The sequence below is a fragment of the Acidovorax sp. LjRoot38 genome, from assembly GCF_964252975.1.
Classification (GTDB): domain Bacteria; phylum Pseudomonadota; class Gammaproteobacteria; order Burkholderiales; family Burkholderiaceae_C; genus Acidovorax; species Acidovorax facilis.
This window is the reverse complement of the sequence record NZ_CAXUPT020000021.1, coordinates 40786-59171: the sequence shown is the minus strand read 5'-3', so window position 1 is coordinate 59171 and position 18386 is coordinate 40786. Positions and strand designations below refer to the sequence as shown.

The 18386-nt window shown below is 61.3% G+C and carries 18 protein-coding genes; 15 read left to right on the top strand and 3 right to left on the bottom strand.

The annotated features are described in order from the left end of the window. From ACSQ22_RS24630 to ACSQ22_RS24620, 3 genes are all read left to right on the top strand, one after another. A partial coding sequence (locus tag ACSQ22_RS24630) for a heavy metal sensor histidine kinase (protein WP_436131803.1) occupies positions 1-1145 on the top strand: 1145 nt, incomplete at its 5' end. Beyond that, the gene (locus tag ACSQ22_RS24625) at positions 1138-2400 is read left to right on the top strand and encodes a hypothetical protein (RefSeq protein WP_063459333.1); all 1263 of its coding nucleotides are present in this window, start codon (positions 1138-1140) and stop codon (positions 2398-2400) included. The genes ACSQ22_RS24630 and ACSQ22_RS24625, both read left to right, overlap by 8 nt. Positions 2401-2640: 240 nt before the next feature. Further along, positions 2641-2949: a flagellar hook-basal body complex protein FliE gene (locus ACSQ22_RS24620; protein ID WP_055401387.1), complete on the top strand. Its 309-nt coding sequence runs from the start codon at positions 2641-2643 to the stop codon at positions 2947-2949. A 132-nt stretch (positions 2950-3081) separates the two neighbouring features. Here the strand turns inward: ACSQ22_RS24620 and ACSQ22_RS24615 are convergent, their stop codons facing one another. Beyond that, positions 3082-3609 (bottom strand): DUF4148 domain-containing protein, encoded by a 528-nt coding sequence (locus tag ACSQ22_RS24615; RefSeq protein WP_055401389.1) that lies wholly within the window; start codon positions 3607-3609, stop codon positions 3082-3084. Between the two features lie 90 nt (positions 3610-3699). Further along, positions 3700-4071 (bottom strand): hypothetical protein, encoded by a 372-nt coding sequence (locus ACSQ22_RS24610; protein ID WP_082836304.1) that lies wholly within the window; start codon positions 4069-4071, stop codon positions 3700-3702. Positions 4072-4442: 371 nt separating this feature from the next. On the opposite strand from ACSQ22_RS24610, the gene ACSQ22_RS24605 reads away from it, so the two are divergent. From ACSQ22_RS24605 to ACSQ22_RS24565, 9 genes are all read left to right on the top strand, one after another. Beyond that, positions 4443-4715: a hypothetical protein gene (locus ACSQ22_RS24605; RefSeq protein WP_055401393.1), complete on the top strand. Its 273-nt coding sequence runs from the start codon at positions 4443-4445 to the stop codon at positions 4713-4715. 342 nt (positions 4716-5057) lie between these two features. After that, on the top strand, positions 5058-5399 hold the full coding sequence (locus ACSQ22_RS24600; protein WP_055401394.1) for a four-helix bundle copper-binding protein: 342 nt from the start codon (positions 5058-5060) through the stop codon (positions 5397-5399). Positions 5400-5419: 20 nt separating this feature from the next. Then, a complete protein-coding gene (locus tag ACSQ22_RS24595; protein WP_238385734.1) occupies positions 5420-5836 on the top strand; it encodes a DUF305 domain-containing protein in 417 nt (138 codons plus the stop codon). 264 nt (positions 5837-6100) lie between these two features. Continuing rightward, positions 6101-6292, top strand: coding sequence for a DUF2933 domain-containing protein (locus tag ACSQ22_RS24590; protein WP_055402945.1), 192 nt, complete (start codon positions 6101-6103; stop codon positions 6290-6292). A 34-nt stretch (positions 6293-6326) separates the two neighbouring features. Next, positions 6327-8696: a heavy metal translocating P-type ATPase gene (locus ACSQ22_RS24585; RefSeq protein WP_436131802.1), complete on the top strand. Its 2370-nt coding sequence runs from the start codon at positions 6327-6329 to the stop codon at positions 8694-8696. A 69-nt stretch (positions 8697-8765) separates the two neighbouring features. Beyond that, positions 8766-9221, top strand: coding sequence for a hypothetical protein (locus tag ACSQ22_RS24580; protein ID WP_121508529.1), 456 nt, complete (start codon positions 8766-8768; stop codon positions 9219-9221). A 75-nt stretch (positions 9222-9296) separates the two neighbouring features. After that, positions 9297-10622 carry a TolC family protein gene (locus ACSQ22_RS24575; RefSeq protein ID WP_099730236.1) on the top strand — a complete coding sequence of 442 codons (1326 nt, stop codon included), beginning with the start codon at positions 9297-9299 and terminating at the stop codon, positions 10620-10622. A 12-nt stretch (positions 10623-10634) separates the two neighbouring features. Continuing rightward, complete coding sequence (locus tag ACSQ22_RS24570; protein WP_291467618.1) at positions 10635-12152, top strand: efflux RND transporter periplasmic adaptor subunit; 1518 nt, start codon at positions 10635-10637, stop codon at positions 12150-12152. Continuing rightward, positions 12149-15298, top strand: coding sequence for an efflux RND transporter permease subunit (locus tag ACSQ22_RS24565; protein WP_291467619.1), 3150 nt, complete (start codon positions 12149-12151; stop codon positions 15296-15298). Before ACSQ22_RS24570 ends, ACSQ22_RS24565 begins: the two co-directional genes overlap by 4 nt. Before the next feature lie 176 nt (positions 15299-15474). Here ACSQ22_RS24565 and merR read toward each other — a convergent pair whose 3' ends face one another. Further along, complete coding sequence (merR, locus tag ACSQ22_RS24560) at positions 15475-15909, bottom strand: Hg(II)-responsive transcriptional regulator (protein ID WP_063459338.1); 435 nt, start codon at positions 15907-15909, stop codon at positions 15475-15477. Between the two features lie 71 nt (positions 15910-15980). Between merR and merT the strand changes: the two genes are divergently transcribed. The 3 genes from merT (at position 15981) to merA (ending at position 18379) form a co-directional block, all read left to right on the top strand. Beyond that, positions 15981-16331: a mercuric ion transporter MerT gene (gene merT / locus ACSQ22_RS24555; RefSeq protein WP_063459339.1), complete on the top strand. Its 351-nt coding sequence runs from the start codon at positions 15981-15983 to the stop codon at positions 16329-16331. A gap of 15 nt (positions 16332-16346) precedes the next feature. Next, positions 16347-16622 carry a mercury resistance system periplasmic binding protein MerP gene (merP, locus tag ACSQ22_RS24550; RefSeq protein ID WP_063459340.1) on the top strand — a complete coding sequence of 92 codons (276 nt, stop codon included), beginning with the start codon at positions 16347-16349 and terminating at the stop codon, positions 16620-16622. 71 nt (positions 16623-16693) lie between these two features. Further along, complete coding sequence (gene merA / locus ACSQ22_RS24545; RefSeq protein ID WP_063459341.1) at positions 16694-18379, top strand: mercury(II) reductase; 1686 nt, start codon at positions 16694-16696, stop codon at positions 18377-18379. Positions 18380-18386 lie beyond the last annotated feature (7 nt).

Genomic DNA, 18386 nt, shown 5'->3' with positions numbered 1-18386 from the left:
GGGCCACGCTTTACGCGACCACGGATTTCCAGTTTCCAGATGATCTCCATGCCCTGGCCCAGAGGGCCCGCCTGGGGGTTGCCTCCTGGAAAACGAAGGGGCGGGAATACCGAGGGATGTCGGCACTCGTGACGTTGCCGGGTTCCGCCGAGCCGCCGCTGCAGGTCTGGGTAGCTGTAGACATTGCCCACCACAAGCACTTCATGTACGAATTGATTTGGGTGCTTGTGGGCTATGTGGCGTTGGCCACTCTAGTGGCCGGGGTCCTGGGCTGGTGGGCCGCAAAGAATGGCTTGGCCCCCCTTCGGGCCATGAGATCTCGCGCCATGGCCATCACGGCACAGCGACTGGACGAGCGGATGCCAACCCAGGAGTTTCCAGTGGAAATGGCAGACTTGGCGACCACTCTCAACGAGATGCTCCGGCGGCTCAAGGAGGAGTTCGACCGGCTGTCCGAGTTTTCTTCGGACCTGGCTCACGAGCTGCGAACGCCCATCAACAATCTGATGACGCAGACCCAGGTCACGCTTAGCCAAGCTCGCTCCTCCGAGGAGTACCAGGACATACTGGCCTCCAACGCCGAGGAGTACCAGCGTTTGGCCCGCATGGTGGCTGACATGTTGTTCCTGGCCAAGGCTGACCACGGGCTTATTCTTCCCAGCACGGAGAGAATCGCAGTTCATGATGAAGCACAGGCCTTGTTTGATTTCTACGAGGCCCTTGCCGAAGAAAAGCGGGTCCGGCTGCAACTGATCGGAACGGCGGAGATCACTGGCGACCGGTTGATGCTTCGCCGGGCGCTGAGCAATCTCCTGTCCAACGCCGTTCGCTACACCCCCCCTGGAGAACAGGTGGTCGTTGACATTCAAGGGGACGTTCACGGAACCACCGTGGATGTAGTCAACACTGGACCTTCTATCGATGCGCAGATGATCCCCCGCCTGTTTGACCGTTTCTTTCGGGCAGACAAGTCGCGCAAGCAACTGGATTCCGACGGTGCAGGCTTGGGCTTGTCCATCACCCAGGCGATTGTTCATGCACACCGGGGCCGCATCTCAGTGAGTTCGGCCGATGGCAGGACCTGTTTTTCGATGTATTTCCCCAGTGCACAGACCATTGGCAAGCACTTCACGACAAATGCATGACCCCTTTGCAACCCTTATTGACTGCTGGAAGGCGGATCCGAGCAGCACCTACAACAGCTGGTTCCTGTGGGATCAGAGGATCAAGAACTTCCGCTCCATACGCAGAGGCATGGCACAGGTGGTGGAGGACATCCGGGGAGGAACGTTTGGCAACGCCTACCGAGGCTCCTCGCTGGAGACGATCGTGGGTTCCGTGGCAGAGCAGCGCCAAATTTTCAAAGGTGCGGACCACGCGTTCCTCTGGAAACCCAAGCTGAGGATTCCGGACATCTACGAAAACACGAGTAACCAGCTCGCCTTCGCAGATCTCCTTCACACCTGCGATCACTGCGATTGCGCAGAAGACGTCGTTGCCGCCATACAGCGCATCGATGCAATCGGCATCAAAGGCTTGGGCCCAGCAGTCGCCAACTTGCTGTATTTCATCCACCCAACGCTGCTCTCTCCCTTTAACACTGCCATTGTCAATGGTTTCAACGCAGTGACTGGCGGGCGCGTGAAGCTCGGACGTTGGGACCACTATCTCTCTATGCGGGAGGGCTTGCTGCGCTTGAACGCGCAGTACCGGCTGAAACTATCGAATGATCTCGGTGCGATTGCGGGACTCATGTTTGACATTGGCAGTGGCCGATATGCAGCGCCGCCACAAGCAATGGATGCGGCGACGGCGACACTCTGGCAAGAAGACCTTGAACGTGTGCGGCTGGAATCCACCGCATCGCAACGGGAGATGTCCCAGGCGACCGAAAGCGATGCGACCCACACGGGTATTCAGGCTTCATTGCGCGATCTGGGCAAGTCTCTCGGGTTTGATGTCTGGATAGCGTCCAACGACCGGGGTCGCTCCTACGGCAGCGGCCTTTTGGGAGACGGATGTCTGGCGCAGTTGCCTGCCAGCGTGGACAGGGGACTGGAGTCGATTCGACTCATTGATGTCGTATGGATTGATACTCAGACATCGCAGGTCGCGGCCGCATTTGAAGTCGAGCACACCACGTCCATCTATTCGGGGATCGTGCGAATGCTCGACCTGGCCTTGGGCACGTCGGTTGCAGTCAACTGTGCATTGTTTCTTGTGGCTCCAGACAATCGCAGAGACAAGGTCGCTGAACAACTTCAAAGGCCTGCATTCTCCCGCGTTTCGGAGTTGGGAATCCGGTACCTGCCGTATAGCCAACTGGAGCAGAACCACGCTTTGATGAGCCGTTTTGGTTCCAGTATCAAGCCGCTGCTGGAGATTTCGCAGCGGCTGTGAGACCCGGTTCTTTGGCATGGTGCGGTTCGCCTGGGTCTGGCTCCTTCGGCCTCGGGTTCGATTCACGGCGATGTCGGCAAGATGAAGCGCCTGTTATCCCGAACGGGGGGACTAGCTGGTAATAACTTGCGCTGCGAAAGCTACAGGTCTGGCGCCAGAAACTACGATGGACCATCACCTTGGTAGAGATCTCCAAGGCGGCACTTCGCAAATTCTTCGTCCAACCATGAGGTCCTCGACATGAACGTCACTACCAAGCCATTGGATGCTCTGTCGCCAGTCGGTTTGTTGGGAAACTCTGTGTCCACAGCACCGAGCATCCAAGGGGGCGGTTTTCTAGACGCCATGAAGCAGGCGCTGACAATCACAAGCCAATTGCAAGGTGAATCGGGTCGGCTGAGTCGAGAGGTCACACTTGGCAACCCCACGGTCAGCTTGGAAGGGACCATGCTCGCTGGAGTCAAGTCGAATATTGCGTTCCAGGCGACCTTGCAAAGCCGCAATCGAATTGTCCAGGCCTACACCGATGTGATGAACATGCAGGTCTGATCCTGAGCGAGTTGTAAGACAACGGTCGTGCGCACCTGCTGTCGGGGCCGTGGGCATGCTTTGCATTCAAGCTGGAGGCGGCCCTTTTTTGGCAAGGCTCCTCCAGCTCAGCCGCTGACCCCCTGGGAAAACTCACTGCAACCGTGGCGCCTTGGAGGATTCGTCCGAGGTGGTGGCCATGGCCGCATGCTGCGCTGCGTGATAGCGGTCCGGATAGATTTCGTTGAGCTTGCGGCCGTCTTCGCCCACAGCGACGACTTCGCCTTCGCGGATGGCGCGTGCCAGCTCGCTCTTTACCTGGTCACGTGTCTTCAGCGATTTGCCTGTCACGATGGGATAGCGGCCTGACATCAGTTCATTGCGTTTGACGCCGAATTCACCGGCCACCATGATGTCGCCTGTACGGATAGCCTGCTCCAGCTCGTCCCGCACTTGCTCTCGGGATTTGCCGACCTGAGTCGAAGTAGCCACGGGATAGGCGCCAGGATTGATCTGCTTGAGCGTAAGACCCGATTCGCCAAAGGCGAGCATGTCGCCGCTCTGCTGAGCCTGCGCCAATTCAGCACGGACTTGCTCGCGCGTCTTACTGACCACTTGGTCCGAAGCAAATGCAGGGGCTGCGATAAGAGAGAGGACGATGAGGGTGGACTTGAGTTTCATGATGGGATTTCCTTCTTGATAAATGGAGATGGTTTGAGTGCAGCTGCAGGCCGGTCTTGGAGATTCGCGGTAGTGGGGATGGTTCGGGGTTCAGGGCAGTTGGCTGGCGTTGACCCAACCTGCCTCGCCTCCGAGATCGCGCATGCCATCGCTGGTCACGGGATTGCGCTTGGCGGCCTGCAACTCATCCAAGACTTGCTGGCGGGTCTTTGTCAGCTTGGGGCCAGGGACGAGCGGATAAGTAGCCGGGTAACCACGGCTGATCCAGTACAGAGAACCGTCCTTTTGCGCGGCCAGTACGGTGCTTTCGACAGCTTGACGGCTGACTGCGTTGCCCAGGTGGTCGGGGGCCAGACTCACGCCTTCTTCCTGACTTGGGCTTGCGTGGTAGACCGAAGTAGCGAAGGACGCTGTAGCGAATGCAGCGAGACTGGCGACGAGGATGGCAGTACGAATTTTCATGATGGTCTCCTGTGGCGCCGGATGCCCGATATGGTCCATCCAGGTGGCGTTTTTCTGCGCCACGGAGAGAAGTCTAGAACCCGCACCCCTACGAGGCGGTGACCTCCCGATTACGCTTTTGACAGTTTTGGGGCGAGGTGAAAAGTGCAGAGGGATTTGGTTCGAGATACGGTCTATGTCTCCTCACCGGGATGAAGCACCCGATGAACATTGCATGTTCCCTATATTTCGAAAACGTCATCCGCACTTCAGCTTCTCGTTCGTCCCCGTAGCCCAAAATCCTCTTCCACACGCCGCCCATTGATGTCTTGTATCCGCGTGTAGCCGTCGGCCCAGCTGACGTTTTAATGACTGATGAGGAAAGTAAGACCATGTACACAAAGATGATTGTGTCTATGTTGGTCGCAGCAGCGTCGCTGGCGTCTGCGACCACGTTTGCCGCACCTACCGACAATGAGGTGCGCGTTGAGGCGTCGGCCACCAAAGTTGCGACGGAGGATGGAAAAACGCGCTACTGGAGCCATCCAAGATTGGGCATGATCAAAGTCGATGCCGCAGGCCGCATGCTCGCTGCGCGATCAAACACTGGGGAAGCCGAACCATCTGGCGTTCTTTCTGGCATCCGATCGTCGCGTGTGCGCTGACGCCTTGTGGCGTAAGAGGTACCACAGCTGGGCACGTAGTGCACTGCATGGTGGTTACGTCAGCTTTGAAGGGCTGTGATTGGACGGCAGCCGTGCGAATAGGCGTAACAAACAGCCTTGGCGAAGACTACTTGGTCGAATATGACATCTAGATTACGACCCTGAAACCTCTTCGTCATCTTGCACCGAAATTGCGGCAAATTGCTCGAAGGCTGAGTCAATCGTCGGCGCGAGCCTACAGAACCGAATGCTTCTCGCGGCGGAAGATGGATGCTCCTTGCAGCCCGCTGCGTAGGATCAAGTTCAACTTTTTGAGCCATCCAAACCTATCAGGAGATCCAGATGAATCACACCCCGAACCCCTACATGTCTTGCATCAATGCTTGCCGGTCGTGCGCGACGGCTTGCCATCAGTGTTTCGCAGAGTGCCTCAAGGAAGAGGACGTCAAGATGATGGCCCGCTGCATTGCGCTGGACGCGGACTGTGCGGCCGCTTGCAGCTTAGCTGCCGATGTGATGGCGCGCCGAAGCGAATACGCCGAGGCGATTTGTGCGCTGTGCGCGCAGATCTGCAAGGCCTGCGGCGACGAGTGCGCTAGGCACGAAGCCGAGCATTGCAAGGCATGTGCCGCCGCTTGCCACAAATGCGCTCAAGAATGTGCCGCCATGGCCCACGCAGATTGACGCTGTTCAAGGAGCCCACCATGAGAGTTCTGCACCCACCCTCGAAAACCGTCTCGGCAACCGCCTTTCTTGCATGCGCGTTGGTGGTTCCCTTGTCGTTGCACGCCCAGGCTGCCCCACACGCTGGCATGAAAGGCGCTGCCATGGATCAGACGATGCCTGCAGGCAAGATGGACATGAAGTCCATGATGAAAGAGAACAACGACAAGATGGCGTCCGTGAAGATGTCAGGCAATCCCGATGTGGATTTCGCGCAAATGATGCGCATCCACCATCAAGGTGCCATCGACATGGCGCAGAGCCAATTGCGCGATGGAAAAGATCCCCAACTACTCAGCATGGCCCGGGACAATATTACCGCGCAAAAAAAGGAAATCGCTGTGCTGGATGCGTTTCTCGTTCGCAATGGCAATCAACGCACAGCACCCACGAAATAGTTCTCTGTACTCAGCGATCGCTGCCCTGACCCTTGGACCGCTGTCGGGGAATCAGGGCAGCGTTACTCAGACGCCGTTTGCAGTGCGCATGGGGGCTGAGCAGGCACATGATCCACGTCAAGAGGACTTGTCATCAGTTTGACATTGCCACCGTGTTAAGCCTTATTGTTTCCATACGGCTCGTCACTGTCTCGACGACCTCATATGGAGAAAACCATGAACCACGATCACAGTACAGGACAATCGGATAAGGCCAGCGCTTCAATGGGCAGAAAGAGACTGATTGGCGCAGTCGTCATGCTCGCTTTCATTGGCATGTTTTTTCTTCTCAAAGAGCACTGGTCGCATGTCGCGGGCTACTGGCCGTATCTGCTCTTGCTGGCTTGCCCCCTGATGCACCTTTTCCACGGACACGGGGGGCACGGCTCCCACAACGTCGATTCGAGCAAGAAGTAATCTTGCACGGCCAAAACACCCAGGGAGGCTATCCATGTCGAATGCGCAACCGCACGAACACGTCCATCATGACCACCAGCATCATGAAGGGCATCACACGCATGTGTCGTTGCCCACGACGGGACTAAAGGATCCTGTCTGCGGTATGGATGTGACGGAACAATCGCATCACTCGACAGAGCACGAAGGGCGTCCTTACTACTTTTGCAGCGCCAAATGCAAAGCACGCTTCATGGAAGCGTCGCAAAAGTTTCTCTCGACTCCCATCAGCGAGCGCGCGCCTCAGCCTGAGCCCGAAGCGGCGCAACCGGGCACAACCTATACCTGCCCCATGCACCCTGAGGTGCAACAGGACCATCCTGGAAATTGCCCCAAGTGCGGCATGACACTGGAGCCCATGCTGCCCACGCTGGATGAGGGAGAAAACGCCGAGCTCGTGGATTTCCGGCATCGCTTCTGGTGGACGCTGCCTCTCACTGTGGTGGTTACCGTCCTGGCCATGCTTGGGCACCGGTTGCAGTGGTTCGAGATGGTCACACAGAGCTGGATTGAACTGGTGCTGACGGTACCCATCGTCCTGTGGGCGGGCTGGCCCTTCTTCTTGCGCGGTGCGCAGTCGGTCGTGAACCGCAGTCCCAACATGTGGACGCTGATTGGTCTGGGAACGGGCGCAGCATTTGTCTATAGCGTGGTCGCGACCGTTGCGCCGGGGGTGTTTCCCGCCTCGTTCCAGGCCATGGGGCGCGTGGCGGTGTATTTCGAAGCTGCAGCGGTCATCATCTCGCTCACGCTGCTCGGCCAGATGCTGGAGCTCAAGGCACGCTCGCAGACCTCGGCCGCCATCAAATCGTTGCTGGGCCTGGCGCCCAAGACAGCGCGGCGCATCGACGCCACCGGCCAGGAGAGCGATGTCCCGTTGTCCCACGTCCATGTGGGTGATCTGCTGCGCGTGCGGCCCGGCGAGAAGGTCCCCGTGGACGGTGTGGTGGTCGAGGGCAGCAGTGCCGTGGACGAAGCCATGCTCACTGGGGAGCCGGTGCCCATCGTCAAAGGGCCTGGTGATGCCGTCATCGGTGCCACGCTCAATACCAACGGGGCACTGGTGATCCGGTCCGAGCGGGTGGGCTCCGCCACCATGCTGTCGCAGATCGTTCAAATGGTTGCGCAGGCACAGCGCTCACGGGCCCCCATGCAGCGCATGGCCGACCAGGTGGCGGGCTACTTCGTGATGGCTGTGGTGGGTATCGCGTTGCTCACACTCTTCGCGTGGGGCCTGTTCGGTCCGGAGCCACGCTGGGTCTACGGCCTGGTCAATGCAGTTGCGGTGCTGATCATCGCGTGCCCTTGTGCGTTGGGCCTGGCAACGCCCATGTCCATCATGGTGGCCACAGGCCGGGGGGCGACCAGCGGCGTGCTTTTCAGGGACGCGGCAGCCATCGAGAACCTGCGCAAGGTGGACACGCTGATCGTGGACAAAACAGGCACGCTCACCGAAGGCAAGCCCTCCTTCGAACGTGTAGTGGCCATGCCCGGTCTGTCCGAGGATGAGGTTCTGCGCCTGGCGGCCAGTCTGGACCAAGGCAGCGAGCATCCGCTGGCCGATGCCATTGTCCAGGCAGCTCGCGCCAAGGGGCTCGCCCTGGACAAGCCCGAGGACTTTGAGTCCGGCTCGGGCATCGGGGTGCGCGGACAGGTCGCTGGACGCCAGCTCGCCCTGGGCAACACGGTCCTCATGGAGCAGGTTGGGGTTTCAGCGAACCCGCTGCTTGCGCAGGCAGAGGCCTTGCGCGCCACAGGCGCCAGCGTGATGTACCTGGCGGCCGATGGCCAGCTTCAAGGCCTGCTGGCGGTCTCGGATGCCATCAAGGCCAGCACGCCGGAAGCGCTGGCGACCTTGCATGCGGCGGGACTGCGCATTGTCATGGCCACGGGCGACGGCATGACCACCGCCAAGGCGGTGGGGGCCAAACTGGGGATTGATGAGGTCCATGGCGAAGTCAAGCCTGCGGACAAGCTGGCCCTGGTGTCGCGGCTGCAGGCCGAAGGCCGTGTTGTCGCCATGGCGGGGGACGGGATCAACGACGCGCCCGCCCTTGCCAAGGCGGATGTGGGGATCGCGATGGGCACCGGCACCGACGTGGCGATGAACAGCGCACAGGTCACCCTGGTCAAGGGCGATCTGCGAGGGATTTCCACTGCGCGGGAATTGTCGGAGGCGACGGTGGGCAATATGAAGCAGAACCTGATGTTTGCCTTCCTCTACAACGCGCTGGGCATCCCGATCGCCGCAGGGCTGCTGTATCCCTTCACCGGATGGCTGCTATCGCCAATGATCGCGGCCTTGGCGATGAGCCTGAGTTCGGCGTCCGTGATCGCAAACGCCCTGCGGCTTCGCAAGGGCTGAATCGACTTGGCTCGCTCAGATTTGATCTAGGTTAAGTTCGCGGCCACCGCTGGGAATACCATTCGTACCATGATCTTCGCCAGAAGCACGATATCGCGCCAAGCCCGCTGGATAACCAGCGCTCTGGTGGCGGCGTTGCTTCTGATGCAGTTCGCGTTGGCGGCCTATGCCTGTCCCAAGCTGGACTCCGCAGCCCATGCGGCATCGATGCAAAAAGCGGGCATGGCCATGGAAGACTCAGTCGGCATGCCCTCCATGCCCGATTGCCACGCTATGGCGGGAACCATGGATGAGCAAGATCCTCAGCTGTGTCGAGCCCATTGTGATGGCGACAGCTTGTCCTCCCCCTCGCTACAAGGTCTCGATCTGCAGGCGCTCGCGGCTCACGCCATCTGGGTTGCTTATGTGCTGCCCGTGATCCTGGACTCAGAACGCCATATTGACCCTCGGGCTGTCTACGCAGAGCTGGACAGTCGAGCGGGCTCTCCCCCCATCTATCTGACCCATCAGGTCTTTCGGAATTGAACGTGCACGGCGTGTGCGCTGCCTTGCAGCGTGCGCGCAGGTCTGACTTCGTGCCCCTTCATTTCGAGGACCATCATGCCCAACATCTCCTTCGGCGCTCCCTGCGAGCGCCTGCCTGCGCAACTGCGCATTCATCCTCTCTCGCCGCGCATCCGTGTGCGCAACCTCAACCATCTGCGCCTTTGCGCTCTCGGATTCCTACTGGCCGGCATCGGCCTTGCAGGCAACCAGGCCCACGCCCTGGGGTTTGCCGAAGCCTTGGATCTGGCGGAGCAGCACAGCCCTCGTATCACGGCCCAGCGGCTGCAGATTGACGCAGCCAGCAGTACCCAGAAGTCGGCGGGAACTCTGCCGGATCCCAAGCTCTCGGTCGGGATCGAGAACTTTCCCGTCAGCGGCATGGACCGCTTCAGCCTCACGCGCGAATCCATGACCATGCAGCGCCTGGCGCTGATGCAGGAGGTGCCCAACCGCGCCAAACGAGATGCCCAGATTGCCGGCGCCGAGGCCAAGGTGGAACGCGAACGCGCCGCCCTGGGCGTCCAGCGCCTGCAGATCCGCCAGGAGCTGAGCCAAGCGTGGATCATGGCCCAGGCTATCGAGCAACGTGATCAGGTACTCACCGGTCTACTGAGTGAGAACCAGCGCCTGCAGGACAGCCTGACTGCCCGCATCGCGGGGGGGACGGCCCAAGCGGGCGATCTCCTGATGGCCAGGCAGGAGGCGCTTGCGCTGTCGGACCGCAGGGACGATCTGCAGCGGGACCGGTCCAAGGCCAGGGCGATGTTGCGGCGCTGGGTTGGCGCTCGCGCCGACGAGGCGCTTCAGGGAACTCCTGGGCCGCTGAGCCGCCCCCTGGACCAGTTGCGCGCAGAGGTACACCGCCATGCCGAACTGGCGCAGTACCCCGCCATGCAGGCCATGGCCTTGGCGGAAACGCGCGAAGCCCAGGCAGAAACCAAGGGTGATTGGTCCTGGGAAGTCGCCTACAGCCGCCGCGACCGACGCTGGGGCGACATGGTGTCCTTCCAGGTGACCTTTGATCTTCCCTGGCAACAGGAGCGGCGCCAGGGACCCCAGATCAAGGCCAAGCAGCTGGAGCTGCAGCGCCTGGAAGCCGAGCAGGAAGACGTGACCCGCAGGCACCTGCAGGAGCTGGAGGACAGCGCCTCAGAGCTGGCGGCACTGAACAGTCAGATCGAACGGCTGCAATCGGCTGGCATGGGCTTGGCACAGGGGCGTGCCGAACTCGCGCTGGCCAACTACCAGTCCGCCAAAGGCGACTTGAGCGCCGTGCTGGCGGCTCGGGCCCAAGTGCGGGAGACGCACTGGCGGCTCATTGATCTGCAGGCACAGCGGGACACCGTGATTGCCCGCTTGAACAGCCTGATCGCCGACTGAAGGGAGAACCACATGACCAATAACGTTTTCAAGAAGACCGCTGTGGCCGTAGCACTGGTGGCTGCAGGCATCGCCCTCGGCTGGACCGTCTCCCAATGGCGCACCGCGAACAACCACGCACTGGGAGCCAGTCCCGCATCGACAGAAGCAGCAAAAGCCGACCGCAAGGTGCTGTACTGGTACGACCCGATGTCGCCGACGCAGAAGTTCGATAAGCCAGGCAAGTCCCCCTACATGGACATGGCCTTGGTACCCAAGTATGCGGATGAGGACACTCCGGAAAGCTCCGGCCTGAGCGTCTCCGCCCAGGCCGTGCAAGCCCTCGGCCTGCGCACCGCCCTGGTAGAGCAGCGAGACATTGGGTCCGATGTGGACGTGCTGGGCACGGTCCAGCTCAATGACCGGGATGTGAGCATCGTCCAGGCCCGCTCGGGCGGCTTCGTGGAACGCGTCTATGCCCGGGCCCCGGGCGACGTGGTGGCCGCAGGCGCGCCATTGGCCGATCTACTGCTGCCAGAGTGGGTGGCTGCGCAGCGCGAGTTTCTCGCGGTCCGGGCGCTCAAGGACGAGTCGCTGACGACAGCAGCGCGCCAGCGGCTGTCGCTGCTGGGCATGCCTGCCTCGCTCGTGGCCCAGGTGGAGCGCACGGGCGAACCTCAGGGCCGCTACACGGTGACCTTCCCGCAGGCCGGCATGGTGGCTGAACTGATGGTGCGCCAGGGCATGACGGTCTCTTCGGGGGGCAGTCTGGTGCGCGTAAACGGCCTGGCCAGCGTCTGGATCGAAGCGGCCGTTCCTGAAGCGCAAAGCGGTCCCTTGCAACTGGGGCAGGACGCCCAGGTCCGATTGGCCGCGTTTCCGGGCGAAACCCTCAACGCCCGGGTCGTGAGCATCCTCCCAGAGGCCAACCGGGACACCCGCACGGTGCGCGTGCGCCTGGAGCTTCCCAACCCCACCCAGCGCCTGAAGGCGGGCATGTCCGGGCAGATCGTCCTGGCCGGACGCACACAACCAGCGCTGCTGGTGCCCAGCGAAGCGGTGATCCGCACCGGCAAGAGGGCGTTGGTCTACGTGGTGGACGGTCCTGGCAAGTACCACCCCGTCCAGGTGCAACTCGGCGGGGAAATCGATGACCGCCTCGTCATTCAAGGCGGCCTCACCGCAGGACAACAGGTGGTCGCCTCGGCACAGTTCCTGATCGACTCGGAAGCCAGCCTGCGAGGCATCATGCCCGCACTGCCTCCAGGCAGCAGCGCGCAACCCATCGCTGAACAGGGTTCCTCGGCCTCTGCGGCTCCGGCGTCCAAGAGCTTTACGGTGCGAGGGGTGGTCGATGAGGTCACGCCCACCGAGCTGACCCTTACCCACGAGGCCGTGCCTGAACTGAAGTGGCCCGGCATGACCATGCCATTCAAGTTGGCAAACCCAGAACTGGCAAAAGCACTGAAACCCGAGCAGCAGGTGAAGTTCACCTTCCAGCAGCAAGGCAAGGACTTCGTGATCACTGCCGTGGAAAGGATCAAGCCATGATCGCGCGTCTGATCCGCTGGTCGGTGGCGAACCGACTCCTGGTTCTGCTGGCGACCGTGATGCTTACGGCCTGGGGCGTGTGGGGTGTGCGCAGCACCCCCGTGGACGCTCTTCCCGATTTGTCGGATGTCCAGGTCATCATTCGCACTTCCTATCCCGGCCAAGCACCGCAGATAGTGGAGAACCAGGTCACATACCCGCTGTCCACCACCATGCTGTCCGTCCCGGGCGCCAAGACGGTGCGAGGTTTCTCGTTCTTTGGCGACTCATTCGTCTACATCCTGTTCGAGGATGGCACGGACCTGTACTGGGCGCGCTCGCGGGTGCTGGAGTACATGAACCAGGTGCAGGGACGACTACCCGCTACGGCCAAGTCGTCGTTGGGCCCAGATGCCACCGGGGTGGGCTGGATCTTCCAGTACGCCCTGGTAGATCGCACCGGCAAAAACGACCTGGCCCAGCTTCGCGCCTTGCAGGACTGGTTCCTGAAGTTCGAACTCAAGAGCTTACCCAACGTGGCCGAGGTGGCATCGGTCGGTGGCATGGTCAAGCAGTACCAGGTCGTGCTCGACCCCATCAAGCTTGCGTCCCAAGGCCTCACTCAGGGGCAGGTGCGCGAGGCCATCATGAATGCCAACCAGGAAACGGGGGGATCGGTGCTGGAACTGTCCGGCGCCGAGTACATGGTGCGCGCCAGCGGCTATCTCAAGACGCTGGACGACTTCCGCGCCATCCCGTTGGTGTCGCGCGCAGGGGTGCCTGTGCGCCTGGGGGATGTCGCCACCGTTCAGATCGGGCCGGAAATGCGGCGCGGCATCGCTGAACTCGACGGCGAGGGGGAAGTGGCTGGAGGCGTGGTCGTGCTGCGATCTGGCAAGAACGCCCAGGAAACGATCCAGGCCGTAAAGGCCAAACTCAGCGAGCTGCAAAGCAGCCTGCCCCAGGGCGTGGAGATCGTCACCACCTACGACCGCAGCGCACTCATCGAGCGGGCGATCCAGAACCTCAGCACCAAACTCGTAGAGGAGTTCATTGTGGTGGCGGTGGTCTGTGTCTTGTTCCTCTGGCACCTGCGTTCTGCGCTGGTCGCCATCATTTCTCTGCCGCTGGGGATCATGGCGGCGTTTCTGGTGATGCGCTACCAGGGCATCAACGCCAACATCATGTCCCTGGGCGGGATTGCAATCGCCGTGGGCGCCATGGTCGATGCAGCTGTGGTGATGATCGAGAACGCCCACAAGAAGCTGGAGGCCTGGCAGCACAAGCATCCCGACCGCCAACTGGTGGGGGAAGAACGCTGGAAAGTGATCACCGAAGCTGCCGAGGAGGTGGGCCCCGCGCTGTTCTTCTCGCTGCTTATCATCACGTTGTCCTTTGTGCCCGTTTTTACGCTGGAAGCACAGGAAGGCCGCTTGTTTGGACCGCTGGCGTTCACGAAGACCTACGCGATGGCCGCAGCTGCGGCACTCTCGGTCACGCTGATCCCGGTCCTCATGGGCTACTGGATCCGGGGGCGTATCCCTGACGAGCAGAAAAACCCCATCACCCGCGCGCTGATTGCCGTGTACCGACCTTGCCTTGAGTGGGTCTTGCATCGTCCCAAATCCACCCTGGTCATCGCCGTGCTGGCGCTGACGACCACGATCTGGCCCCTGTCGCGGTTGGGGGGCGAGTTCCTGCCCAGGCTGGATGAAGGCGATCTGCTGTACATGCCGTCAGCCCTGCCGGGCCTGTCGGCACAGCGAGCCACGGAGCTTCTGCAATTGAGCAACCGGATGATCAAGACGGTGCCCGAGGTCGAGCGCGTCTTCGGCAAGGCGGGCCGCGCAGAGACCGCCACCGATCCGGCCCCGCTGGAAATGTTCGAGACCACGGTGAAGCTCAAGCCCAGAGACCAATGGCGTCCAGGAATGACGCCCGAGGGCCTGATCGAAGAGTTGGACAAGGCCGTCAAGATCCCCGGCCTGTCCAACATCTGGATTCCACCCATTCGCAACCGAATCGACATGCTGGCAACCGGCATCAAGAGCCCCATCGGTGTCAAGGTGACGGGCAACGACCTGCAGGTGATCGATGGGATCGCGGCACAGGTCGAGCAGGTCGCCAAAGGCATTCCGGGAGTGGCCTCGTCACTGGCCGAGCGCCTGACAGGGGGCCGCTACGTCGATGTCCGCATCGATCGCACGGCCGCGGGGCGCTACGGGCTGAATGTGTCCGATATCCAGGCCGTGGTCTCCGGGGCCATCGGTGGAGAAAACGTCTCGGAAACGGTCGAGGGCCTGGCGCGCTTCCCCATCAACCTGCGCTACCCGCGTGAGTGGAGAGACTCGCCCGAACGGCTGGCCCAGTTGCCCATCTCCACCCCCATGGGGCAGCAAATCACGCTGGCAACGGTGGCCAGCATCTCCATCACCGATGGGCCGCCCATGCTCAAGAGTGAGAACGCCCGTCCATCGGGCTGGGTGTATGTTGATGTGCGGGGACGAGATCTGGCATCGGTGGCCAATGACCTGCGCGACGCGGTGAGCCGACAGATCAAGCTGCAGCCAGGAGTCAGCATCACGTACTCTGGCCAGTTCGAGTACCTAGAGCGGGCCAATGCTCGCCTCAAGGTGGTGGTACCAGCCACCTTGCTGATCATTTTCGTGCTGTTGTACTTGACCTTCTCGCGCATGGGCGAGGCGGGACTGATCATGGCGACACTGCCATTTGCGCTCACTGGGGGCATCTGGTTCCTGTACCTGATGAACTACAACCTGTCCATCGCCACCGGTGTGGGCTTCATCGCTCTGGCGGGGGTCGCGGCAGAGTTCGGGGTGGTCATGCTCATCTACCTCAAGCAGGCACTCGCAGAGAGATGTCCAGACGGCAGGCAGCCCACGCTGGAAGAGCTGCTGGATGCGATCCGGGAAGGTGCTGTGCTGCGCGTGCGCCCCAAGGCCATGACCGTGGCTGTCATCCTAGCGGGCCTGGTGCCCATCGTGTGGAGCAGCGGGACAGGCTCGGAGGTCATGAGCCGCATCGCGGCCCCCATGCTGGGCGGTATGGTGACAGCGCCGCTGCTGTCCTTGTTTGTGATTCCTGCGGCCTATGTGCTGATGAGAAAGCCGAGAAAACGCGATCAGCCTGACACTGAGGCTTCGTGAGGCAGGCTTAGGGCGGCCCCCTTAGGGGCGTCGAGTTTGCTGATCGAGAGGCTGCGTGGCTGTCATTTTCAAAAGACAACAGCACGAAATATCAAAAGTCGGCCGCACGGTCTTTTCTGACGTTGAAGCACCTCAGAAAACGGAAAATAAAGCACGCTAAGGCGTAGCTCCCTCGGCTACACCGCGTTGGCACTGCGCGGTTCTTTCTCCCCTTGCAGCGCAGCAATCAGCGGACATGAAACGTTCCCTTGCCGCGCATGACAGGCGCACACCAGTTCAGACAGCACGCTTTCCATGCGAGCCAAGTCGGCCATCTTCTCGCGCACATCCTGAAGTTTGTGCTCGGCCAGGCTGCTGGCTTCCTCGCAGTGGGTGCCGTCATCCAGCCGTAGCAGCTCGGCGACCTCGTCCAAGCTGAAGCCCAGCCGCTGGGCTGATTTCACGAAGCGCACCCGCGTTACATCCGCCTCGCCATAGCGGCGGATGCTGCCATAGGGCTTGTCCGGCTCCAGCAACAAGCCCTTGCGCTGATAGAAGCGGATGGTCTCCACGTTGACCCCGGCCGCCTTGGCGAAAAGGCCGATGGTCAGATCCTTCAAATTGTTCTCCATATTGCTTGACTCCGTACATTGGTACGGAAGTAAGCTTAAGCTATCCAATTCAGATTCGAAAGGACAAGCGTATGCCTGAACCTCAAAACGGGCGCGGCGCCCTCTTCACTGGAGGGCTGGCCGCCATCCTCGCCTCGGCTTGCTGCCTCGGGCCGCTGGTTCTGATCGCCTTGGGGTTCAGCGGCGCTTGGATCGGCAACTTGACGGTGTTGGAACCCTATCGCCCCATCTTTATCGGCGTGGCGCTGGTGGCGCTTTTCTTCGCCTGGCGGCGCATCTACCGCCCGGCGCAAGCCTGCAAACTGGGTGAGGTCTGCGCGATTCCCCAAGTGCGCGCTACTTACAAGCTCATTTTCTGGGTCGTGGCCGCGCTGGTTCTGGTCGCGCTCGGATTTCCCTACGTCATGCCATTTTTCTATTAATCACAGGAGTTCACTATGAAAAAACTGTTTGCCTCCCTCGCCCTCGTTGCCGTTGTTGCCCCCGTGTGGGCCGCCACCCAGACCGTCACGCTGTCCGTACCGGGCATGACTTGCTCCGCTTGCCCGATCACCGTCAAGAAGGCGATTTCCAAGGTCGAAGGCGTCAGCAAAGTTGATGTGACCTTCGAGACGCGCGAAGCCGTCGTCACCTTCGATGATGCCAAGACCAGCGTGCAGAAGCTGACCAAGGCCACCGGGGACGCGGGCTATCCGTCCAGCGTCAAGCAGTGAGTCACTGAAAACGGCACCGCAGCACATTTGACGTCATTGCCTGGCGCCACAAACGATAAAGGATCTGTTGCATGACCCATCTAAAAATCACCGGCATGACCTGCGACTCGTGCGCGGCGCACGTCAAGGAAGCGCTGGAAAAAGTGCCCGGCGTGCAGTCGGCGCTGGTGTCCTATCCGAAGGGCACAGCGCAACTCGCCACCGAGGCGGGCACGTCACCGGATGCGCTGACTGCCGCCGTGGTCGGACTGGGCTACAAAGCAACGCTCGCCGATGCGCCACCGACGGACAACTGCACCGGGCTGCTCGACAAGGTGAGCGGCTGGATGGGGGCCGCTGATGAGCGCAGTGACGGTGAACACCAGTTGCAGATCGCGGTGATCGGCAGCGGTGGAGCCGCGATGGCCGCGGCGCTGAAGGCCGTCGAGCAAGGCGCGCACGTCACGCTGATCGAGCGCGGCACCATCGGCGGCACCTGCGTCAATATCGGTTGTGTGCCGTCCAAGATCATGATCCGCGCCGCTCACATCGCCCATTTACGCCGGGAAAGCCCATTCGACGGCGGTATCACCGCGACTGTGCCTGCGATTGATCGCAGCAAACTACTGGCCCAGCAGCAGGCCCTCGTCGATGAACTCCGCCATGCCAAGTACGAAGGCATCCTGGACAGCAATTCAGCCATCACCGTTCTGCATGGTGAAGCTCGTTTCAAGGACGACCAGAGCGTTGTCGTCCGTTTGAACGAGGGTGGTGAGCGCGTCGTGATGTTCGACCGCTGCCTGGTCGCCACGGGTGCCAGTCCGGCCGTGCCGCCGATTCCGGGCCTGAAAGAGTCACCGTACTGGACGTCGACCGAGGCGCTGGTCAGCGAGACCGTTCCCGAACGCCTGGCCGTGATCGGCTCGTCGGTGGTGGCGCTGGAACTGGCGCAAGCCTTTGCCCGGCTGGGCAGCCAGGTCACGATCCTGGCGCGCAGAACGCTGTTCTTCCGCGAAGACCCGGCCATCGGCGAGGCCGTTACCGACGCTTTCCGTGCCGAAGGGATCACGGTGTTGGAACACACGCAAGCCAGCCAGGTCGCGCATGTGAACCGCGAATTCGTGCTGACCACGGGGCACGGTGAAATACGCGCCGACAAGCTGCTGGTCGCTACCGGACGGACACCGAACACGCGCAGCCTGGCACTGGACGCGGCGGGGGTCACCGTCAATGCGCAAGGGGCCATCGTCATCGACAAGGGCATGCGCACCAGCACGCCGCACATTTATGCGGCTGGCGACTGCGCTGACCAGCCGCAGTTCGTCTATGTGGCGGCAGCGGCCGGCACCCGTGCCGCGATCAACATGACGGGCGGAGATGCGGCCCTCGACTTGACCGCGATGCCGGCCGTGGTGTTCACCGATCCGCAAGTGGCGACCGTGGGCTACAGCGAAGCGGAAGCGCATCACGACGGGATCGAGACCGACAGTCGCACCCTGACCTTGGACAACGTGCCGCGTGCGCTTGCCAATTTCGACACACGCGGCTTTATCAAGCTGGTCATTGAGGAAGGTAGCGGAAGGCTCATCGGTGTGCAGGCGGTGGCCCCGGAAGCAGGCGAACTGATCCAGACGGCTGTTCTCGCAATTCGCAACCGCATGACGGTGCAGGAACTGGCCGACCAGTTGTTCCCCTACCTGACGATGGTCGAGGGCTTGAAGCTCGCGGCGCAGACGTTCAGCAAGGACGTGAAGCAGCTTTCCTGCTGCGCCGGATGAGGGAAAA